Below are 21,240 nucleotides of genomic sequence, written 5' to 3' on the forward strand. Positions count from 1 at the left end.
CGGAACTGCCGGGTCAGACCCTGCTCTCCCAGCCGTCCGGGCGGGCATATCCGGGCAGGTAGCCCGGCGCTGTGCCACCGGCGGGGTAGGGCTCGAGCCGGTAGTCGAAATGGCCGGCGTACACCAGCACCAGGCCGAGCTGGGGCTGGATCACCTTGACCTGGATGCGGTGCCGGCCGCCGTCCTGAGGCTCCCACCACTGTTCGGCATAGGCCTTGGCGTCGAGGGCGGCCGGCAGCGGAATCCGCAGGGGTCCCAGGAACAGGCGGGACGCCTCGGACACGCCGCGGAGCCGGCCTTCCGGCGTGACGCTGAGGTTGAGGTCGGTGACGAGCCGCCGGAACCGGCCCACATAGTCCACGAGTCCCGGCCTGGTCCGGGAGTCGTCAAAGCTCGTGGTGTCGTGGAACAGCCGGGTGGTTCCCGGGAAGAAGATCTCCCGCCGGGCGGTCAGGCTTGACCTGCCGAACGGGTCCAGGTGGGCGTGGTTCTCGATCCGGAAACGAACGCCCTCGCCGTATTCGGGGAAGAAGGCCTGCTCGCCGGCGGTGAGCCGCAGGAGGGGGCGCAGCCACGCCTGGCGGCAGCCGACGACGTCGAACACCCCCTCGCCGACGCCGTAGTGGCCGGATCCCGGCGCCAGGGAGAAGTACGCTTGGAGTTCCGGCTGCAGTCGGGCAAAGTCACTGCCCAGGGCGCGCTCATAAATGGGGGTGTTCACGGGTTCCTCCTGCGGTCCGGGGCCGGTTCACTGGGCCTGTCCACAGCATGCAGGACAACGCGGCAATTGTCACAATGTCCGGCGTACCAGCGTGGTCCCGGCGGCCGCGGCACGCCCGCCTGCGCCATGCCGGAAGGCCGTCCGATACGACAAAGAGAATTCAATGGGGGAATATATAACTATGAAGGCACGCATTCTGGTAGTGGATGATGACGAGGCGCTCGCCGAGATGATCGGTATTGTGCTGCGCAATGACGGCTTTGAACCCGTCTTTTGCGCCGACGGTGGACAGGCGCTGGACGTGTTCCGCTCCTCCAAGCCGGACCTCGTCCTGCTCGACCTCATGCTGCCCGGGATAGACGGCATTGAGGTCTGCCGCCAGGTCCGCGCCGAATCTGACGTGCCGATCGTGATGCTCACTGCCAAAGCGGATACTTCGGACGTCGTCCGCGGCCTCGAGTCCGGTGCCGATGACTACGTGCCCAAGCCGTTCAAGCCCGCCGAGCTCGTGGCCCGGGTCCGGGCACGGCTCCGTCCGGGGGACCAGAAGGCCCCGGAAACCCTGCGCATCGCAGACGTCACGATCGACGTCGCCGGCCACCTGGTCAGCCGCGGCAACGACCGTATTTCCCTGACGCCGCTGGAATTCGACCTACTCGTCGCCCTGGCCCGCAAGCCGTGGCAGGTGTTCACCCGTGAACTTCTCCTTGAGCAGGTCTGGGGTTACCGGCACGCCGCCGACACCAGGCTGGTCAATGTCCATGTCCAACGGCTGAGGTCCAAGATCGAACGTGACCCCGAGGCCCCCGAAGTTGTATTGACGGTCCGTGGTGTCGGCTATAAAGCAGGTTCCTGAGCCTGCGGACCGCAGCGTCGCACAGGCCGCCGGGCCGGAATCCGGGCACGACACGACTCCGGACATGACTCCGGACATGACGCGCGGCGAAGCGCCCGCTGAATCGTCCGCATCCCATGAGCCCGTACCGGGCGTGCCGGAATCCGCTGTGGCGGAATCTGCCGTGCCGGAATCCGGTGTGGCTGAATCCGGTGAGCCGGAATCCCAGGAGCCGGAATCGCCGTCTGCCGGCCCGGGCAGTCGGGGACCGTGGCGCGGGCTCGCCTTCCGGACCCGGCTATGGGCCAAACGCGCGAGGATCGTTGGGGTCCGGGTCGCGCGCCTGGTCCGCACCGGGGCCGGCAGCCTCCTGCCCGGCATCCGTTACCTGCTCCGCGCGGTACAGCGGAAATGGCGGCGTTCGCTGCAGTTCCGGACCGTCCTGACCACGCTCCTGCTGGCCATCGGCTCGTTCGCCGTCGTGGGCGCCTACCTGTCCAACCAGATCGCCAATAACCTTTTCCAGGAACGGCTTGCGCAGGCCGAGTCGGAGACCCGCTACAACGTCAAGCAGGTCCAGGACACGTTCGACGGCGCCCAGGTCACCGACCAGTCCAGCGTCATCACCCTGGTCTATGACACCCTGAACGCCGTCGAAGGACGCGGGTCCGTGATTCAGCGGCGCTATGTCTTCGAAGCGATGCCGGAGCAGACCAAGCCGCGCAACCGCTGGGTCGAATCCCGGGCCTCGGACCAGCTCACCATCGCCGTCATCCCCCCGGAGCTGCGCAAGGCCGTGCAGGACTCGGGCAAGGACCAGTACTGGGCGTCAACCCAGTTCCCCGTGGGGACCGAGGACCGGCCCGGCATCGCGGTCGGCAACAAGGTGACCTTCAACGGCACCGTCTACGAGCTCTACCTCATCTATGACCTCAACACGGCGCAGAAGACGCTGGACGAGATCCAGAACGTGCTGCTGGCCGGCGGTGCCCTTTTGGTCCTCATGATCGGCGGCGTCGCCTGGTACGTCACCCGCAACGTGGTCAGCCCGGTCAGCCATGCCGCCGTCGTCTCCGAAAAGCTCGCCGCCGGGCAGCTGCAGGAGCGCATGGTGGTCAAGGGCGAGGACGAGGTCGCCCGGCTCGGGGCCTCGTTCAACCACATGGCGGCAAGCCTCCAGGAGCAGATCACCCAGCTGGCCACGCTCTCGCAAATGCAGCAGCGGTTCGTCTCCGATGTGTCGCACGAGCTCCGCACCCCGCTCACCACGGTCCGCATGGCCGCGGAGGTGCTCTACGACGCCCGCGAGGACTTCGACCCCATCAACAAACGCTCTGCTGAACTGCTGTACAACCAGGTGGAACGGTTCCAGTCGCTCCTGGCGGACCTGCTGGAAATCTCCCGCTTTGATGCGGGCGCCGCCACTCTCGACGCCGAACCCACGGACATCGTCCAGCTCGTCGCCCACGTCATCGAGGGAGTGGCGCCCGTCGCCGCCGAATACGGGTCCGCCGTCACCTTCAACGCACCGGCCGGCAGCATCATCGTCGACATGGACGACCGCAGGATCGACCGCATCCTGCGCAACCTTGTCCTGAACGCCCTTGAACACGGCGAGGGCCGCCCGGTGAACATCTCCGTGGCCGCCAACGACACCGCGGTGGCCGTGGCCGTGCGGGACCACGGAATCGGCATGACACCGGCCGAGGCCGCCCGCGTCTTCGACCGCTTCTGGCGCGCCGACCCTGCCCGCGCCCGCACTACGGGAGGCAGCGGGCTGGGACTGTCGATCGCCGCCGAAGACACCAAGCTCCACGACGGCTGGCTGCAGGCGTGGGGGAGCAAGGGCAACGGGTCAAACTTCCGGCTGACCCTTCCCCTGCGCCGCGACGAGCCGATCACCCGGTCTCCGCTCCAGCTGGAACCGGTCAACGTCGGGCTCCCGGGGCCCGGCAGCCAGCGAACAGTGCTGCTCCTGGACCGGCCGCCGGCCGCCGCGGTACCGGCAGCAGATACACCGGAAGGAACGCAGGGCAAACCTGACGGCGGGACCGGCGCCGACGACCTCATGGCGGACGGTTTGGCTGGCGACGGCGCTACCGGCGTCGGCGGGGCGAGCCCGGGCGGCGGCGCGGCCGGCCTCCGGGGCCATGGAACGGAAGGCAGGGCATGAGCAGTGTTTCCATTTCCGGCAAACTCACCAGGGTAGGGGCGGCGCTGCTGGCCGTCGTCCTGCTGCTGTTGACCTCGTGCGCCCAGATTCCGCGCTCCGGCCCGGTGGGCAAGAGCAAGGATGAGAGCGCCGGAAACCCCAATGCCCCCGTGTTCTTCCCGGCCGCGCCGCGTCCGGGCGCCGGGCCCGAGGCGGTCATTGAGGACTTCTACCTGGCCGGAAGCGGCTACGAAGACGATTACGCCGTCGCCCGGCAGTACCTCACCCAGGCGTCATCGGTGACATGGAAGCCGGACCAGCGGGCTCTTGTTTTCCGGAAGGCCTCGGTGGTGGCCACCGGCGTCGAAAACGTCTTCAACTACCAGCTCGACCTCGCCTATTCGGTGGACGCCGACGGCGTGGCGACGCAACTGCCCGAGGGCACCACCGAGAACATACCCGTCACGCTGACCCAGGTGGACGGCGAGTGGCGGATCTCGGATCTCCCGGACGGCACGGCGATTCCGGAGGAAACCTTCAAGGTCATCTACGGCGCCTACCCGATCTATTTCTACGACCCCACCTTCACCTACGCCGTGCCCGATGTCCGGTGGTTCATCCGCAAGAAAACCGTCAAGGCCATGACGAGCGCACTGCTCGGCGGCCCGGCCCCCTACCTCAAGGGCGCCGTCGTCAGCGCATTCCCGTCGGGCATCAAGCTGGCGCGGGAGTCTGTGCCCGTGGTCTCCGGCGCCGCCCAGGTGGATCTCACGGCCAAGGACCTCGTCGACGCCTCCAACGAGGACCGGCTGCGGATGCAAACGCAGCTGGCCCTGACGTTCCGCAGCCAGCCGGATGTCATCAACGTCGAGCTCCGGGCTAACCAGGATCTGGTGCGCGTCGAAGACAACGGAACGGTCCTGCCTCCGGTCCGCGACGAAAGCGTCCCCGGCTATCAGATCGCCGTCAGCAACAACGACCTGGTCCGGTACGAGAACAACCGGCTTTCACCCCTGCCGGATATCCGGTCCGTCGCGGCCCTGTCGCCGCGGGCGCCGGCGGAATCCGCCGAGTCACAGGCTGCTGCGTTCCTCAACGCCGACCGCACCACGCTGTACTCGATCGTTCCGGGCCAGCCGGCCAGGGCCCTGACCACGCGGGCCGCCCTCTCCCGGCCTTCGTTCGGCCGGTACGACTGGGTCTGGACCGCCGGGCCGGGCGCTGCCGGCGCCACCGAAGTGGTTGCCTTCCGGCCGGTCGGTGTGGCGGAGAGCGGAAACGTACCCACCGTGACCCTGACCCCGGGATGGCTTGCCGGCCGGACCGTCAAGGAGTTTCGGATATCCCGGGACGGCACGCGTGCACTGGTCATTTCCCAGCAGAACGGCAAAAGCCTGGTCCAGATCACCGGGATCATCCGGAACACGGACGGCACCCCAAGGGATCTGACCGTACCCCTGACGCTTCTGACGCCCCGGGATCCGGACCAGGGCGTGTGGGTGGATGACACCACAATCGCGGTCATGAAGGCCTCCGCCAGCGACGCCGTCACTCCCGAGTTGTTGTCCCTGACCTCCACCCAGCCGCAGCAGCTGGCGTCGTGGCCCGGGCTGACTGCCCTCAGCGCAGGAAACGGGCCATCTGAGATCTACGGCCAGTCCGCGGAAGGGATCTTCCAGAGGCTGGGCAACGGCTGGTCGCCGCAGCTCAAGGGCCCCATCGACCCGTCTTTCCCGGGCTGACCACGGGTGTGAGACCGCCGGGGTTGTCCACATAGCCTCCCGCGGTGCTACCGGCGTGCGAGTCTCCGGTCCACGATCGGAGGATGATCACTCACATGCCCCATGGTGGCGGAAATGTCGGGGGCGGAAATGGCGGGGAACACCGTGAAGTGCCGGCCCGCCGCAGTCCCCCACGCGCGGGGCCCGATCCTGGGCGGCGACCGGTCGCGGATCCGGACCTGGCCCCGGCTGCACCGACACCGGCAAGGCACCGCGGCGTGTACGCGCGGCCGCTGGCGCGGCTGTCCGACCGGACCGCGGCGGCTGCGGCCGAGGTGCTCGCCCTCGCCATCCCGGTGGAGTGCGTCTGCTGCGGCGCGGAAGACTCTGCACTTTGCGGCGCCTGCGCCCGGCAGGTGCGCCTGCTGACACTCAGGCCGTTCCGGGCCGAGGCCCAGGCGCCGGCCCTGATGGACACGGACGGCTCCGTGCTGCTGCCCGTGGTGGCGGCCGGGGCGTACCGGGCCGAGCTCGCGCAATGCCTCCTGTCCTTCAAGAGCCACGGCCAGGCGCGGCTGGCAGGCGAGCTGGCGCGGGGCCTCGCACGGGCCCTGCACGCAGCGGCAGGGCCGGCGGAGGGACTCGTCCTGGTCCCCGTACCGACTAGCGGCGCCGCCTTCCGCAAGAGGGGGTTCAGTCCCGTCCACCTCCTGCTCCGCCGGCTCGTTCGCGGCGATGAAATCCCCGGGTTCACCGTCGCGGACGCACTGCGGAAAACCGCGCGGCCCGCGCCGGGCCAGGGAACCCCGGAGCTTTCACCGCGGGTCGTAATGAACGGGTTGAGGCGGGCCGGCGGACAGAAGGGACTGGGCCGGGGGGCCCGCTCCCGGCGCGTGCGGGGAACCATGCGGGCCAGGGCAGGCCTGTGGTCTCCGGCAGTCCTGGGACGGACGTGCATCATCGTTGATGACGTGCTGACCACCGGCGCCACTGTGGCCGAGGCAGCCCGTGCGCTGCGGGCAGCAGGGGCCCTTGTAGGCGGCGCCGTTGTGCTGGCTGCGACACGCCCGCCGGCCACCGCCGACGGTGATGCCTCCGGCCCCGCCGTGGCGGGCGCGACCGGCGTGAAGTAAAAAAATAAACCGGAAAAGGATGAATAACAGGTTGCTATGAACTAACGTCGAAGATGGGTACCAAGAACAGATGTACCTGTCGATAGCGGCTCGGAAAGGGGCTCGACTGTCAGTCAGATCGGCCCCCGGGAAGTACCGCCGTCGTGTCACCGAAGTCATTTGGAGGGCACCATGGAGTTCATGATCAGCGGACGCAACTTGACGGTCTCAGACCGGTTCCGCGAATATGCCGACGAGAAGATCTCAAAGATCGCCTCGTTGGGAGACAAGGTCCAGAGGGTTGACGCGAAGGTCACCAAGGAGACCAAGGCCCGCCAGACCGCAGAATCGCTCACGGTTGAGTTGACAGTCTTGGGACGCGGCCCCGTAATCCGCGCTGAAGCGAGTGCCGCCGACAAGTTCGCTGCCTTCGATCTCGCTTACAACAAGCTTCTTGAACGCCTGCGCAGGGCCAGGGACCGTAGAAAGGTCCATCACGGCCGGCACACCCCAAAGTCCGTTACTGAGGCCACGGCAACGCTGGAGCCCGCAAGCCCCAACGAGCCCCTCTACGTTGAGGCGGCAAATCAGCAGGCGGCGCCTGTCCCGGCTGCAGAGAAGTCGCCCTATGAGGTCGAGAACGACATTCCGGCCGGCGATTCGCCCGTCCTGATCCGCCGGAAGGTGTTCCCCGCAGCCCAGCTCACGCTCGATGACGCCGTGGACAACATGGAACTTGTGGGGCACGACTTCTACCTTTTCGTGGACAAGGAGACCAAGGCGCCGTCGGTCGTATACCGGCGTGACGGCTGGACCTACGGGGTCATCTCCCTGGACCAGACCTGCGAGCCCGGACACTCAAGTCTGGAAGAAAAGATCCTCGCCTACCGTTCAGAGGATGAGCCCGCCACCGCATAAGCTGGTGCAGACCATCCAACGAAGGGATTGACGTGCAAGCATCGCTGAGCCTGGCACAGGCACGGCGGATCGCATTGGCAGCCCAGGGATTGGACAAGGAACGGCCCGCCGGACCCGTGACAGCACGGGCGGTGGGCCGTACCTTTGCCCGGCTGCACCTGGTCCAGATCGATTCCGTCAACGTAGTGTCCCGCAGCCACTTCCTGCCGTTCTTCTCCCGGCTGGGCAACTACGACCGCGCCATCCTGCAGCGCATGGCGGGGACCCACCCGCGCCGGATGATGGAGTACTGGGCGCACGAAGCCTGCTTCATCCGGCCGGACCACTTCCACGATCTCGTGCAGTGGCAGAACCGCACATGGGTGGGCGCCCACGCCATGGACCCCGAATTGCGCAACGGCGTGGCGGCGCGGGTGCTGGAAACCCTGGCGGCCGGGCAACCCCTGACCGCAGCCGAACTGACCGCCCGGCTGGGCCACGTGGAGGACCGGCAGCGGGACCAATGGGGCTGGAACTGGAATGCCGTCAAAAGGGTCCTGGAACATCTGTTTGAGGAAGGTCTGGTCTCCGCGGCCTCGCGGACCGAATCGTTCGAACGGCGCTACACCCTCACCGCCAGGGTGCTGCCCGGACCGGGCGGTGAGGCCGCGGCGCAAGCACCGGATGCTGCCGCCGCGATGGACCGGCTGATCGACGCAGCGGCCCGGGCCCACGGCATCGGGACCGTGCGGTGCTTCGCGGACTATTTCCGGACGCCCCAGAAAGCAGCCGCCATGGCCGTCCGGAACCTCGTGGACACGGGCCGGCTGCAGCCGGTCACCGTGGCCGGCTGGGACCGACCCTTGTACCGCCATGTGGAGGCGAAACTGCCGCGGTCAGCCACCGGCCGCGCGCTGCTGAGCCCGTTCGACTCCCTCGTCTTCGAACGCCGGCGGCTTCAGGAGCTCTTCGGCTTCCACTACAGGATCGAGATATACACCCCGGAACCGAAGAGGCGGTACGGCTACTACGTCCTGCCCTTCCTGCTGCGCGACGCGATCGTCGCGCGGGTGGACCTGAAAGCCGACCGGGCCGGGGGCCTGCTTCTGGTGCGGACCGCCCACGCCGAACCAGGCGCTCCGGAGGACACCGCCGTCGAACTGGCCGCGGAACTGAAGCTCATGGCAGAGTGGCTGGGACTCGGCGGGGTGGTTGTCTCGCCAACCGGGGACCTTGCGCCGGCGCTCGCCGAAGCCGTGGCTGAACCGGCAAACAGCAGTATCCGCTGAGAGGGAACAGGCGCCACCGGCGCTGCGTCTCTCCCGTAGACTAAACACGCCAGAATTCGGCAGCTTGAGACTGGGAGCAACTTCACGTGGCATCACTTATCGAAAAACTTCTCCGCACGGGGGACAAAAAAACCCTGCGGCAACTGCGGAACTATGCCGATTCCATTAATGCCCTGGAAAGCTCCTTCCAAACCTTCACGGACGCTGAGCTCCGTGAGGAAACTGACCGTCTGCGCGAACGCCACCAGGACGGCGAGAAGCTGGACGATCTGTTGCCGGAGGCCTTCGCGGCCGTCCGCGAAGCTTCCTCCCGTACCCTCGGCATGCGCCACTTCGACGTCCAGCTCATGGGCGGTGCCGCCCTGCACCTGGGCAACATCGCCGAAATGAAGACCGGTGAAGGCAAGACCCTGGTGGCCACTGCTCCGGCCTACCTCAATGCCCTCACCGGCAAGGGCGTCCATGTGGTCACCGTGAACGACTACCTCGCCGAATACCAGTCTGACCTCATGGGCCGCGTCTACCGCTTCCTCGGCCTGACCAGCGGTTGCATCCTGTCCAACCAGGACCCGGCACTGCGCCGCGAACAGTATGCCGCGGACATCACCTACGGCACCAACAACGAATTCGGCTTCGACTACCTGCGCGACAACATGGCGTGGGACAGCTCCGAACTCGTCCAGCGCGGCCACCACTTCGCCATCGTCGATGAAGTGGACTCGATCCTGATCGACGAGGCCCGCACCCCGCTCATCATCTCCGGCCCGGCCCAGGGCGACACCAACCGCTGGTACAGCGAATTCGCCAAGGTCGTCACGCGCCTGCAGCCCGAGACCGACTACGAGGTCGACGAGAAGAAGCGCACGGTCGGCGTCCTCGAGGCCGGCATTGAGAAGGTCGAGGACTACCTCGGCATCCACAACCTCTACGAGTCCGCCAACACCCCGCTGATCGGCTTCCTGAACAACGCCATCAAGGCCAAGGAACTCTTCAAACGCGACAAGGACTACGTCATCCTCGACGGCGAGGTGCTGATCGTCGATGAGCACACCGGCCGCATCCTCGCCGGCCGCCGCTACAACGAGGGCATGCATCAGGCCATCGAAGCCAAGGAAGGCGTCGAGATCAAGGCCGAGAACCAGACGCTTGCCACGGTCACCTTGCAGAACTACTTCCGCATGTATGACAAGCTCGCCGGCATGACCGGCACGGCCGAGACCGAGGCCGCCGAGTTCATGAGCACCTACAAGCTCGGCGTCGTGGCGATCCCGACCAACCGCGACATGCAGCGGATCGACCAGGCCGACCTCGTCTACAAGAACGAGACCGTCAAGTTCGACGCCGTGGTCAAGGACATCGCCGAACGCCACGAAAAGGGCCAGCCGGTCCTGGTCGGCACCACCAGCGTCGAGAAGAGCGAATACCTCTCCCGCCTGCTGGCCAAGGAAGGTGTCCGGCACGAGGTCCTCAACGCCAAGAACCATGCCCGGGAAGCCTCGATCGTGGCCCAGGCAGGCCGCAAGGGCGCCGTCACCGTGGCAACCAACATGGCCGGCCGCGGTACCGACATCATGCTCGGCGGCAACGCCGAGTTCACCGCCGTCGCCGAACTGGCCAAGCGTGGCCTGGACCCCGAGGAAAACTCCGAGGAATACGAGGCCGCCTGGCCCGAGGCTTTCGAGTCCGCCAAACAGGCCGTCAAGGACGAGCACGAGGAAGTCCTCAACCTGGGCGGACTTTACGTGCTCGGCACAGAACGGCACGAGTCCCGCCGCATCGACAACCAGCTCCGCGGCCGTTCCGGACGCCAGGGCGACCCCGGCGAGTCCCGCTTCTACCTCTCGCTGACCGATGACCTGATGCGCCTGTTCAACTCCGGTGCAGCCGAACGCCTGATGAACAGTTCGGTGCCGGACGACGTCGCACTCGAATCCAAGCTCGTCTCCCGCGCCATCGCCTCGGCCCAGGGCCAGGTGGAAGGCCGCAACGCCGAGCAGCGCAAGAACGTGCTGAAGTACGACGACGTCCTGAACCGCCAGCGCGAGGCCATCTACGGTGACCGGCGCCGCATCCTCGAGGGCGATGACCTCCACGAGAAGGTCCAGTACTTCCTGGAAGACACCATCAACGCGTTCATTGACGCGGCCACGGCCGAGGGCACGGGCGACGACTGGGACTTCAACCTCCTGTGGTCGAACCTCAAGACCCTGTACCCGGTGAGCTTCACGCCGCGCGACGTTATCGACGAGGCCGGCGGCAAATCCCGCATCACGGTTGACTTCCTGAGGGAAGAGATCCTCTCTGACGCCCGTCTGGTCTACCAGGCCCGGGAACAGGCAATCGGCTCCGAAAGCATGCGCGAGCTCGAGCGCCGCGTGGTCCTGTCCGTGATCGGTCGGAAGTGGCAGGAACACCTCTACGAGATGGACTACCTCAAGGAAGGAATCGGGCTGCGCGCCATGGCGCAGCGCGACCCGCTGGTGGAGTACCAGCGCGAGGGCTTCATCATGTTCCAAGCCATGATGGAGGCCATCCGCGAGGAGAGCGTCGGATTCCTGTTCAACCTCGAGGTCGAAGTGACGCCGGCCGAGGACGTTGTGGTGGCGGACGCCGCCGGCCAACATACGGAACACCACGAGCCGCAGATCCACGCCGCGGGACTCGAGGCTCCGGAGAAGCCGGCGCAGCTGCAGTACACCGCCCCCGGTGAAGACGGCGCCGCCCAGACCCGGATCGAGGCGAAGGCTTCTGGACGCTCAGGAAACCCCGCCAAGGCTGCGGCGCAGGACATCGGCCGCCGCACCGCGAAGAAGAAGCGGCGCTAGCAGGCGGCGCCAGTCGCGGTTGCCGGCGCAGAGGCAAACGCAGGAGGACCGGAACGATTGTTCCGGTCCTCCTGCCGTTGTGCCTCCTTTCCTTGCAAACCGGGTTTCCGCTTCGAACCCGGCCTGCGTATCGTTCCCGCCCCCAGCCGACGGGTTTCCGTTTCCGGTCCCCGGCCGGGCCGCTCAGCCGATCTCCAGGACTGTGACGCGCCAGGCCACGGTGCCGCGCTCGAGCCTCAACGCGACCGCGCGGACCCGCGATTCCTCGACCACCACTGCGCTCGCCTCATAGACGTCATCCGACACCCTGCAGGCCCGGACGGACCGGACCGACGGGTTGCGGTGCAGACGGCCCGCCGTTGGCGAGCTACCGGAGGCGACCCGACGGGTCAGTGCGGCCCGGTGTTGCAGGGCCGCCAGGCACCGGGGGTCCAGCCGGCGGGAGAGCTGCTGCGCGGGCCGCGTGCCGGCCAGGACTTCGATGGCCGCCTGCACCGTGCTGCGGGAGATCGCACAAATCTCATGGTTTTCGTCGACCACGCGCAGGGGCGCCGGGACCGCAGCCGGGCGGATGGCTGGTGTTGCCGTGCCGGAGACAACCCGGAGGGCGGAGGCGGTCGTGGTCGCCGCGGCGGCGCGGATCCCGGTGACTGGATTCATGACGGTTCCTTTGCTGGGCTGCTGATGCGGGGTGATCTCTCGGCTGGTGCTGACATGTGGTGCTGACGTGCTGGGGTGACGCGTGATGCGGCGTGTCCCTAGATTCCCGGCGGGAGGACAATGACCTGTCCCGGCCGCAGGAAGTGGGGGTTGGCTCCGATCGCTTCACGGTTGTTCGCATACAGCCGTGGCCACTCTCTGGCGATGTCGGCGTCGGACGCGAGGGGTCCCAGCGCGGCCGCGGCGATGCTCCACAGCGAATCACCGGACCGGACGGTGACCTCCCTGGCTGCGCCGGGGGTGTCCTGCGTGCGCACGTGCCGTGCCGTCAGGGGGCCGGCATCCACGACCGGGCTGAGGGGTTTCCACCGGGGATCCACCGCGGAACTTACCGCGGAGCCGGTAGCCGGCACCTGCGGCGCCGGGGCGGGCGTCGGGGCAGGGGGCGAAGACGGGGCAGGTTCGGGGGCGCTAGCGGGCATCGCGGCGCGGGCGGGTGTCCAGGATACCGAGACTGCCGCCGGGACTGGCCGGCCGGGATCCGGCACGTCGTGCGCGATTGCGGCGTTGGCCATCGGAGCGGTCATGAGCTGCAGGCCAACGGCGGCGAGAACCAGCCGGCGCATGAATGCCGGGCTGAAGCGCCCCGTGGCGGCCGCCGCGCGGGTCCTGCCGAGACGGTCGAGCAGGGCCGCGGCGACGGCGATGGCGAGGGACAGGACCCACCACGTGATGACGATCAGCCCCGCGGTATTCGCCGCGATCCCCAGTTGGTCCTCGAAGGACAGTGACTGGTGGCGCTCGGCGGCTAAGTGCCAGCGCTGGACGAGGAAGCTTCCGGTGGCAGCCAGGAAGACGCCCAGCATCAGGATCACGGCTGCCATGGCCGCGTCGGCCCGGACCGTTTGCCGGGGCCGGGGGTGGGGATTCTGTCCTGTTGTCCGGTCCATCGCTAACCCTCCATCGACCTTCAACATCATTTGATACATTTTGATGTTGTTTGATGTTGTTTGATGTCATTGAGTAAAGTCTGATCCGCGATGGCCTCGTTTGTCTAGAGGCAGCCCGCAGTCTGTGGATTGACCGGTGCGGGAGGCGCGCCTACGCTGGCGCAATGCGGTGGGACGCCCTGTTTGACGACATGGAGGCACAGCTGGCCGCGCGCCAGCAGTTGGATTTAGAGGCGGAAGTAGCAGAACGCGCACTGGTGGACGCGGCGGGGGTGGAGCTCGCCGACCGGCTGCGCGGGTCCCTGGGACTGGGCATCCGCGTTCACCTGTCGTCAGGATCCGCGTTCGAGGGGGTCCTGAGCCACGCGGGCAGCGAAGCCCTGGTCCTTGATGAGCCCCACCACCAGGTACTCGTTCCCTATGCCGCCGCCGTGCACTATGTTGGTCTTTCGCGGCTGGCGGTGCCCGAACAGTCAAGGGTCCGCCGGCGGTTAGGTTTGGGCAGCGCCCTTCGGGGCCTCGCCAGGAGCCGGGCGCGCGTGACGATTCTTGTCTCGCGGGGGCCGTCGGAGACGGTGTTCCACGGCGTTATTGACACTGTTGGCCGGGATTTCCTGGATCTGGCCGTGGCCCGGGAGGGCGGGGGCCGGCGTCCGGCGAATGACCGGCAGGCGGTGACCATCCCCTTTGGCGCCCTGGCGGGCATCAGGTCCGTCAGCGCCGCGGTCGACTAGCCAACCCTGCGGGGTCAGCTCCCGGCGGACTTCGCCTTAGCCTCTTCGATCATGCGGCTGGCCTCGGCGTAGCGTTCCTGGATGTACTGCTCCAGCATCTTCTCCTCAACACGCCACTGGCCGCGGCCGCCCACCTGGATCGCCTTGAGTTCGCCGCTGCGAACGAGTGCGTAGGCAGCCGGGGAGTTGATCTGGAGTTGCTCGGCAACGTCCGCGAGGGTCAGGAATCGGGGCATGTGTCCATTTTGCCACCGTTGGCGTCAATTGGTGCCGTTATCCACAGTTTGCGCCTGTTTGTCCCTACATCTTCCGCCCGGACCGCCGGGGCGTAACAATAGGGGTGCCAGGGGTGCCCGGCATCCCGGGAATGGACGGCGGCGACAGGGGGAGCGGACGCATGAGTGGAAGCGCGGCAGCCGAAGGGGCCCGTTTAAAGAAGCCGTCCTGGAAAGATCCCCGGCTCCTCGTCGGTATCCTGCTGGTCCTGGCATCCGTGGTGGGCGTAGTGTCGCTGGTCGGTGCCGCGGACCAGACCACTGAAGCCTATGCCGCGCGCGAGTCGATCGCCGTCGGCGAGACGCTGACCCCTGACAAGCTGCACCGGGTCAAAGTGCGGCTCGGCGAGGTCGAGCAGCACTACCTGACCCCGGAGTCCGGCCTGGATACCGGCCTCGTGGCAGTGCAACGAATCGGCAAGGACCAGTTGCTGCCGCGCGAAAGCGTCGGGCAGCTCGACCGGCTGGACCGCAAACCCGTCGCCGTCACTGTCGAAGAAAGCCTTCCCGCCCAAGCCGCGGCGGGCTCCCGAGTGGACGTGTGGGTTGCCCTGCCGGATGCCCGGAACGGCTTCAGCGAACCTGCCCTGCTCCTCTCGGGCGCCGAAATTTCCCAGATCACCGAGGGGAGTACAGCTCTCGGGTCTTCCCGCTCGACTGTGGTCATGGTGCTGGTCCCGGACGCCCAGATGCCGAAACTTCTGGGGGCGCAGGCCAACAAGGCCAAGATTGCTGTGGTGTGGAACCCGGGCGGTACCGGGCGATGAGCATACCCGTGGTGACTGTGGGGGACTCACGCGATGATCTGGTGGGAGGCCTGGAACGCCTGCACGGTCCCGTATCCGTTGTTCGGCGGTGCAGCGAGTTGGCCGAACTGCTGGCCGCCTGCCAGAGCGGCCTTGCCCGAGCCGCTGTCGTCGCGGCGGGCAGCGAAGAACTGACGGCCTCTCTCGTGGACCGCCTGTCCGCTGTGGGCGTCGTGGTCATTGCGCTGACCGACAATCCCGGGGAAACGGCCCGCCTGCGGACCATCGGCGTGGCAGCAGAAGCCCGCGGGGTTGACGCCGTGGCCCTTGCGGCACGAATTGCAGAGGCCGTGGCGCAGCTCAGCGGCACGGGAGGCGGGCCGGGAAGTGCCGCACCGGACGGCGACGCCTCCGGCATTTCCGCGGGCCAGTCCTCGGGCCCTGACGAGGTGGCGCGGCCCTCCGGAGAGCACGTGGCGGGCGCCCCGGGCACTGCCGGGACGGGCCGGATCATTGCGGTCTGGGGCCCGGGCGGCGCGCCGGGCCGGACCTTGGTGGCTGCCAACATCGCTGGTGAGCTGGCCGCGGAAGGACAATCCGTGCTGCTGGTCGACGCCGACAGTTACGGCGCCAGCATGGCCGCCCTGCTGGGACTGCTCGACGAGGCTGCCGGACTGGCCCAGGCCTGCCGCCTGGCCGACCAGGGCCTGCTCGACGCCGAGGCCCTGCTCCGGGTCGCCACCACGGTGGCGAGCAAAGCCGGGACGTTTCGCGTGCTCACCGGGATCACGAGGGCGGACCGTTGGACGGAATTGCGCGCCGCGGCGCTCACGCTGGTGCTGGAACGGGCAAGGGAGATCGCGGATGTCACCGTGGTGGACACCGGCTTCTGCCTTGAAGCCGATGAGGAACTCGGCTTTGACACCGGCGCGCCGCGCCGGAACGCGGCGACCCTGAGGAGCCTGGAAATGGCCGATACCGTCTTTGCCGTCGGGGCCGCCGACTCCATCGGAGTGCCACGGCTGGTCCGCGGCCTGGCCGAGCTTCAGGCGGCCGTCCCGCAGGCATCGCCCCAGGTTGTCATGAACAAAGTCAGAGCCGCCGCCGTCGGGCGTTCGCCGGAACGCCAGCTCAGAGAAGCGTGGGCGCGATACGGCCCTTCGGTGCCGTTGTCGGCGTTCCTGCCCTCAGACCCTGCGGCGAGCGACGCCGCCTTGCTGACGGGAACACTCCTGCTCGAATCCGCCCCTGAATCTGAGCTCCGGCGTGCAATCGCCAAAATGGTTTGTGCACCTGCCCAGCGAAATAAGAAATCCTTTGGCTTTTCTTCCACAGCACAGCGCCGGGCAAAGAGCTAGGGTCATCGTAAGGGCCGCAAAGAGGCGGCTGTGAACTTCTTTTATGGAGGCGTTTCGATGTCGTCTGGGTCCAGCGTGGAGGATCAACCCGTTTCGATCGGTAGTAGCGAGAGCTATCTCGGGGATTACTACGAGCACCTCGCGGAGGAGGATTTCCGGGCCTATCCCCAGGAAGTCCTGACGGCAAGGGCCGATACCCACCGCCAGATCGCAGCGACTCGGCTGCCGGGCATCGCGAACATCGCCGTCCGCGACGAGGCCGATTGCAGCGTCCTGTACATCGTCACGGATGACATGCCCTTCCTCGTGGACTCCGTTAACGCCGAACTGGTCCGTCAGAACGCCCCCATCCACCTCGTCCTGCACCCGCTCTTCGTGGTGACCCGCAACCGCGAGACCGGCGACCTGGTCAAGGTGGCGCGCGTCCCGTCCCACCTGGGCTTCTCGAGCGGAGACACGGCGGCCATGCCGAACATCTCGCACCTGATCGCACAGGGCGACAACGCCTCGCACATGGAATCCTGGATTGCCGTCGAAATCGACCTCGTCAGCGAACAGAAACGCGAGGAGCTCGTGAAGGGCATCTCCCGGGTGCTTGGCGACGTCCGCGCCGCCGTCGAAGACTGGCCGAAGATGCGCGCGAAAGCCCTGGAGATCTCCGCGGACTTGGACCGGGTGGCCAACCGGGCCCAGATTGCCGAGCTGCGGCAGGCGCAGGATCTGCTGCGCTGGCTCGATGACGGAAACTTCACCTTCCTCGGCTACCGCGAATACGACCTCGTCAACGAATCCGGCGAGGACGTGCTGGAACTGCGCGAGGAAAGCGGCCTCGGCCTGCTCCGCGCCGGCGCCGACGCCCGCCAGGTCCAGCACCTCACCGAGGCCGGCAGGAAGAAGGCCCGCGAGAAGCGCGCCCTCGTGATCACGAAGGCGAACTCACGCTCCACTGTGCACCGCTCGGCCTACCTGGACTACATCGGCGTCAAGAGCTTCGACGCCGCCGGAAACGTCAACGGCGAACGCCGCTTCATCGGCCTCTTCGCCACGACCGCCTACGCCGGATCCGTCCGGGACATCCCCGTGGTCCGGGAAAAGGTGGCCGCGGTCCTCGACGACGCCGGCTTCCCGCCGGACTCGCACTCGGGCAAGGACCTGCTGGGCATCCTCGAAACCTACCCCCGGGACGAGCTCTTCCAGATCGAAATCCCGGACCTCGCCGCCATAGCCACCGGCATCCAGCGGCTGCAGGAACGCCGCCGGACGCGGCTCTTCCTCCGGCCCGATATCTACGGCCGGTTCATGTCCGCCGTCGTCTACCTTCCGCGCGACCGTTACACCACCAATGTCCGCCTGCGCATTGAGCAGGAGCTGCGCGAGACTTTCAACGCCGCGTCCATCGACTACGAGGCGCGGATGACCGAGTCGGCCCTCGCCCGCCTCTTCTTCCGGATCCGGCTTCCGAAGGACGCCGATGTCAGCAACGTCAACAGCGACGAACTGGAGAAGCGGCTGGTCCGGGCTGCCCGCTCCTGGGGCGAAGGTATTTCCGAAGTGCTGCGCGCCCGCGCCGACGGTGGGGAAGCCGGCATCAGGGAGGACCGTGCCAAGGAACTGGCGGCAGTCTGGGCCGAGGCATTCCCCGCCACCTACCGGGTGGACTACGAGATCGAAGACGCGCTGGAGGACATCGACCGCTTCGAGAAGTACGGCGCCGCCGCCGAACGGGCCGGAGAGGGTGTCAAGGAAGAGCCCGGCGTCCACGTCTACCTTCCGGAAGGCGCCGGCGCCATGCTGGAGGAAGACGCCAGGGTCAAGCTCTACATGCTGGAGCCGAAGAGCCTGAGCCAGATCCTGCCGTATTTCCACAACCTCGGCCTCGAGGTGCTGGACGAGCGCCCCTTTGAGATCGAGACCGCGGACCAGCGGGACTTCTTCCTCTACGATCTCGGCCTGAAGTACCCGGCCGGGGTGGACCCTTTGACCACGGGACAGCTGCTCGCGGACTCCTTCGGAGCGGCCGTTTCCGGTGCCGTGGAATCGGACAGCTTTGACCGGCTGGTGCTGCGCGAACGGATGCACTGGCGCCAGGTGGTCGTGCTGCGCGCCTACGCCAAGTACATGCGGCAGATGGGCAACACCAACTCCTTCGGATTCCTGGCGGACACCCTGCTGGCGAACCCGGACGTCACGCGGGGCCTCAGCAACCTTTTTGCAGCACGCTTCGACCCGGCGCTCAGCGACGCCGAACGCCAGCTCAAGGAAGCCGAGGTCCTCATCGGACTGGACGCAGCGATTGAGCGGGTCGCGACCCTTGACGCCGACCGGGTGCTGCGCACGTTCAAGAACCTGGTCCAGGCCACGCTTCGGACGAACTACTACCAGAACAAGCCCCACCTCAGCTTCAAACTGGATCCGTCCCGGATCGACGGGCTGCCGTTCCCGCGGCCGATGTACGAGATCTGGGTCTACTCGCCCCGGGTTGAAGGCGTCCACCTGCGATTTGGCAAGGTGGCCCGCGGCGGCCTGCGCTGGTCTGACCGGCGCGAAGACTTCCGCACCGAAATTTTGGGGCTCGTGAAGGCCCAGACCGTCAAGAACGCCGTCATCGTCCCCACGGGCGCCAAGGGCGGCTTCTACGCCAAGCAGCTCCCGGACCCGGCGAGCGACCGCAGCGCCTGGATGGCCGAGGGCATCGAGAGCTACAAGACGTTCATCCGTGGCCTCCTGGACATCACGGACAACCTCATGGTCACGCCCGAGGGCGAAACGGTCAGGCCGCCGGCCGACGTCGTCCGCCATGACGACGACGACTCCTATTTGGTGGTCGCGGCCGACAAGGGCACGGCATCCTTCTCCGACATCGCCAACGGGCTGTCCGCCGAGTACGGCTTCTGGCTCGGCGACGCCTTCGCCTCCGGCGGCTCGGTCGGTTATGACCACAAGGCCATGGGCATCACTGCCCGCGGCGCCTGGGAATCGGTCAAGCGCCACTTCAGCGAGCTGGACCTCGACACCCAGTCGGAACCCTTCACAGTGGTGGGCGTCGGCGACATGTCCGGCGACGTGTTCGGCAACGGCATGCTGCTCTCCAAGCACATCCGCTTGCTGGCCGCCTTCGACCACCGGCACATCTTCCTCGACCCCACCCCGGACGAGGCAGCGTCCTACGCCGAGCGCCAGCGGCTCTTCGAGCTGCCCCGGTCCTCGTGGGATGACTACAACAAGTCGCTCATCAGTGAAGGCGGCGGCGTCTTTGCCCGGCAGGCCAAGGCGATCCCCGTGTCCGCCCAGATCCGCGCGGCGCTCGGACTCCCGGACGGCACTACGGAGCTCAGCCCGCCGGAACTCCTGCGCGCGATCCTCCTGGCACCGGCCGACCTGCTCTACAACGGCGGCATCGGCACCTACGTCAAGGCCAGCACGGAAACGAACGCCGAGGTCGGCGACAAGGCCAACGATGCCATCCGCGTCGACGGCCGCGACCTGCGGGTCAAGGTGGTCGGAGAAGGCGGAAACCTGGGGATGACCCAGCGCGGACGCATCGAGGCGGCGCTGCAGGGCGTCATCCTGAACACCGACGCGATCGACAACTCGGCCGGCGTCGACTGCTCCGACCACGAGGTCAACATCAAGATCTTCGTGGACCGGATGGTCGCGGCCGGCAAGCTGGACCGCACCGAACGCGCCGACTTCCTGGCCTCGATGACCGACGAGGTCGGCCGGCTGGTGCTCGAGGACAACATCGACCAGAACATCCTGCTCCTCAACGACCGTATGCGGGTCTCCGAATGGAGCCCCAGCTACGAACGGCTCATGGACTGGCTGGAAAAGTCCGCGGACCTCAAGCGGGACCTCGAGGCGCTGCCCACCACGGCCACGCTGCGCGAGCGGCTGGAACAGGGCCAGGGACTGACCTCCCCGGAGCTCTCGGTCCTGGCCGCCTACGCCAAGATCGAACTGGCTACCGCACTGCGCGACAGCGACCTCGCCGATGACCCGTGGTTCCGCTCGACGCTGCGGGCCTACTTCCCGGAGCAGCTGCGGGAGAGGTTCGACGCCGAACTGGACACCCACCCGCTGCGCCGCGAAATCATCGCGACCATCGTGGCCAACGACATGATCAACCTCGGCGGCATCACGTTCGCGTTCCGCGCCATTGAGGAAACGTCGGCCACGGAATCGGCCGTTGCCAAGGCATTCGTCGCACTCCGCGAGGTCTACGAGCTGGACGTCATGGTCAAGGAGCTCAACGAACTGCCGGCGTCGTTCCCGACCGAACACTGGAGCACCGTTCACCTGGACATCCGGCGGCTCCTGGACCGCGCCGTCCGCTGGCTCCTCGGCCAGGGCTCGGCGTCACGTCCCATCGCCGAGATTGTGGCAGAATTCAAGCCGCTGATGGATCCCATGCGGTCCCGCCTGCTGGACTACCTCCGGGGCGACGACCGTGCCCGCGTGGCCGAGTGGCTGGAGAAGGCGCGCGGCTGGGACCTTCCGGAAGACCTTGCACACCGCTGGGCGGAACTGTTCGAAAGCTTCGTGCTCCTGGACATCGCCAAGATCGTCCATGTCAGCCCGGAGCCCGTGGCCGATATTGCCCACGTGTACTACACGGTCTTCAACCGCTTCCACGCCGATTCCCTCCTCGAGCGCATCACCAAGCTGCCGAGGGAAGACCGCTGGCAAGCACTGGCCCGTGCAGCCCTGCGCGACGACCTCTACTCCACCGTCTCGGACATGACGACGGCGGTACTGGAGAGCACCCCGGCCGGTACTCCGGCCGAGGAACGGCTGGCGGCCTGGGAGGGCCAGAACGTGGAGCAGCTGGGCCGGGCGAAGTCCATGTTCGACGAGGTCAATGCCCTTGAGGCCGATGACATGGCCTCACTGTCGGTAGCATTGAGGCTCTTGAGGTCAATCGTCCGACGCTAGGGGGCTGCTGTCCCCGGCGTCGCAAATGGAGGT

Annotated in this window: 15 protein-coding genes; 11 read left to right on the forward strand and 4 right to left on the reverse strand. The window is 67.2% G+C overall.

Annotated elements, in window-relative coordinates; translation table 11 throughout:
• Positions 1-13: 13 nt before the first annotated feature.
• Complete coding sequence (locus tag ACVWYS_RS04980; protein ID WP_344367274.1) at positions 14-721, reverse strand: DUF4166 domain-containing protein; 708 nt, start codon at positions 719-721, stop codon at positions 14-16.
• Between the two features lie 181 nt (positions 722-902).
• Between ACVWYS_RS04980 and mtrA the strand changes: the two genes are divergently transcribed.
• From mtrA to secA, 7 genes are all read left to right on the forward strand, one after another.
• A complete protein-coding gene (gene mtrA, locus ACVWYS_RS04985) occupies positions 903-1,577 on the forward strand; it encodes an MtrAB system response regulator MtrA (protein WP_344367275.1) in 675 nt (224 codons plus the stop codon).
• A gap of 64 nt (positions 1,578-1,641) precedes the next feature.
• Positions 1,642-3,729, forward strand: a complete 2,088-nt coding sequence (gene mtrB / locus ACVWYS_RS04990) for an MtrAB system histidine kinase MtrB (RefSeq protein ID WP_456509408.1) — start codon at positions 1,642-1,644, stop codon at positions 3,727-3,729.
• On the forward strand, positions 3,726-5,450 hold the full coding sequence (locus ACVWYS_RS04995) for an LpqB family beta-propeller domain-containing protein (protein ID WP_456508565.1): 1,725 nt from the start codon (positions 3,726-3,728) through the stop codon (positions 5,448-5,450). The genes mtrB and ACVWYS_RS04995 overlap by 4 nt, the downstream gene beginning before the upstream one ends.
• A 257-nt stretch (positions 5,451-5,707) precedes the next feature.
• A complete protein-coding gene (locus ACVWYS_RS05000; RefSeq protein WP_456508566.1) occupies positions 5,708-6,562 on the forward strand; it encodes a ComF family protein in 855 nt (284 codons plus the stop codon).
• A 171-nt stretch (positions 6,563-6,733) separates the two neighbouring features.
• Positions 6,734-7,459 carry a ribosome hibernation-promoting factor, HPF/YfiA family gene (hpf, locus tag ACVWYS_RS05005; RefSeq protein WP_344367279.1) on the forward strand — a complete coding sequence of 242 codons (726 nt, stop codon included), beginning with the start codon at positions 6,734-6,736 and terminating at the stop codon, positions 7,457-7,459.
• A 32-nt stretch (positions 7,460-7,491) separates the two neighbouring features.
• Positions 7,492-8,727 carry a winged helix-turn-helix domain-containing protein gene (locus tag ACVWYS_RS05010; RefSeq protein ID WP_456508567.1) on the forward strand — a complete coding sequence of 412 codons (1,236 nt, stop codon included), beginning with the start codon at positions 7,492-7,494 and terminating at the stop codon, positions 8,725-8,727.
• 86 nt (positions 8,728-8,813) lie between these two features.
• Entirely contained in the window at positions 8,814-11,552 is a 2,739-nt protein-coding gene (gene secA / locus ACVWYS_RS05015) for a preprotein translocase subunit SecA (protein ID WP_116766820.1), read from the forward strand.
• Between the two features lie 183 nt (positions 11,553-11,735).
• Here secA and ACVWYS_RS05020 read toward each other — a convergent pair whose 3' ends face one another.
• Entirely contained in the window at positions 11,736-12,212 is a 477-nt protein-coding gene (locus ACVWYS_RS05020; RefSeq protein WP_344367282.1) for an Rv3235 family protein, read from the reverse strand.
• A gap of 98 nt (positions 12,213-12,310) precedes the next feature.
• Complete coding sequence (locus tag ACVWYS_RS05025; RefSeq protein ID WP_456508568.1) at positions 12,311-13,162, reverse strand: LysM peptidoglycan-binding domain-containing protein; 852 nt, start codon at positions 13,160-13,162, stop codon at positions 12,311-12,313.
• Positions 13,163-13,326: 164 nt separating this feature from the next.
• Between ACVWYS_RS05025 and ACVWYS_RS05030 the strand changes: the two genes are divergently transcribed.
• Entirely contained in the window at positions 13,327-13,896 is a 570-nt protein-coding gene (locus ACVWYS_RS05030) for a hypothetical protein (RefSeq protein ID WP_456508569.1), read from the forward strand.
• Positions 13,897-13,910: 14 nt separating this feature from the next.
• On the opposite strand, the gene ACVWYS_RS05035 is transcribed toward ACVWYS_RS05030, so the two are convergent.
• Positions 13,911-14,132: a helix-turn-helix domain-containing protein gene (locus ACVWYS_RS05035; protein WP_018775212.1), complete on the reverse strand. Its 222-nt coding sequence runs from the start codon at positions 14,130-14,132 to the stop codon at positions 13,911-13,913.
• Between the two features lie 161 nt (positions 14,133-14,293).
• Here ACVWYS_RS05035 and ACVWYS_RS05040 point away from each other — a divergent pair, with 161 nt between their 5' ends.
• The 3 genes from ACVWYS_RS05040 to ACVWYS_RS05050 are packed head-to-tail and all read left to right on the forward strand — an operon-like array spanning position 14,294 to position 21,207.
• Positions 14,294-14,938, forward strand: coding sequence for a hypothetical protein (locus tag ACVWYS_RS05040; RefSeq protein ID WP_456508570.1), 645 nt, complete (start codon positions 14,294-14,296; stop codon positions 14,936-14,938).
• Positions 14,935-16,275 (forward strand): AAA family ATPase, encoded by a 1,341-nt coding sequence (locus ACVWYS_RS05045; protein WP_456508571.1) that lies wholly within the window; start codon positions 14,935-14,937, stop codon positions 16,273-16,275. The genes ACVWYS_RS05040 and ACVWYS_RS05045 overlap by 4 nt, the downstream gene beginning before the upstream one ends.
• 57 nt (positions 16,276-16,332) lie before the next feature.
• Positions 16,333-21,207, forward strand: a complete 4,875-nt coding sequence (locus ACVWYS_RS05050; protein ID WP_456508572.1) for an NAD-glutamate dehydrogenase — start codon at positions 16,333-16,335, stop codon at positions 21,205-21,207.
• Positions 21,208-21,240: the final 33 nt, after the last annotated feature.

Source organism: Arthrobacter sp. TE12231 (assembly GCF_054062895.1).

Coding starts and splice junctions, on each gene's coding strand:
- ACVWYS_RS05025 (WP_456508568.1), bottom strand. CDS start 13,162: ATGGACCGGACAACAGGACAGAATCCCCACCCCCGGCCCCGGCAAACG.
- mtrA (WP_344367275.1), top strand. CDS start 903: ATGAAGGCACGCATTCTGGTAGTGGATGATGACGAGGCGCTCGCCGAG.
- ACVWYS_RS05040 (WP_456508570.1), top strand. CDS start 14,294: ATGAGTGGAAGCGCGGCAGCCGAAGGGGCCCGTTTAAAGAAGCCGTCC.
- ACVWYS_RS05020 (WP_344367282.1), bottom strand. CDS start 12,212: ATGAATCCAGTCACCGGGATCCGCGCCGCCGCGGCGACCACGACCGCC.
- ACVWYS_RS05045 (WP_456508571.1), top strand. CDS start 14,935: ATGAGCATACCCGTGGTGACTGTGGGGGACTCACGCGATGATCTGGTG.
- hpf (WP_344367279.1), top strand. CDS start 6,734: ATGGAGTTCATGATCAGCGGACGCAACTTGACGGTCTCAGACCGGTTC.
- ACVWYS_RS04995 (WP_456508565.1), top strand. CDS start 3,726: ATGAGCAGTGTTTCCATTTCCGGCAAACTCACCAGGGTAGGGGCGGCG.
- mtrB (WP_456509408.1), top strand. CDS start 1,642: ATGACTCCGGACATGACGCGCGGCGAAGCGCCCGCTGAATCGTCCGCA.
- ACVWYS_RS05050 (WP_456508572.1), top strand. CDS start 16,333: ATGTCGTCTGGGTCCAGCGTGGAGGATCAACCCGTTTCGATCGGTAGT.
- ACVWYS_RS05035 (WP_018775212.1), bottom strand. CDS start 14,132: ATGCCCCGATTCCTGACCCTCGCGGACGTTGCCGAGCAACTCCAGATC.
- ACVWYS_RS05030 (WP_456508569.1), top strand. CDS start 13,327: ATGCGGTGGGACGCCCTGTTTGACGACATGGAGGCACAGCTGGCCGCG.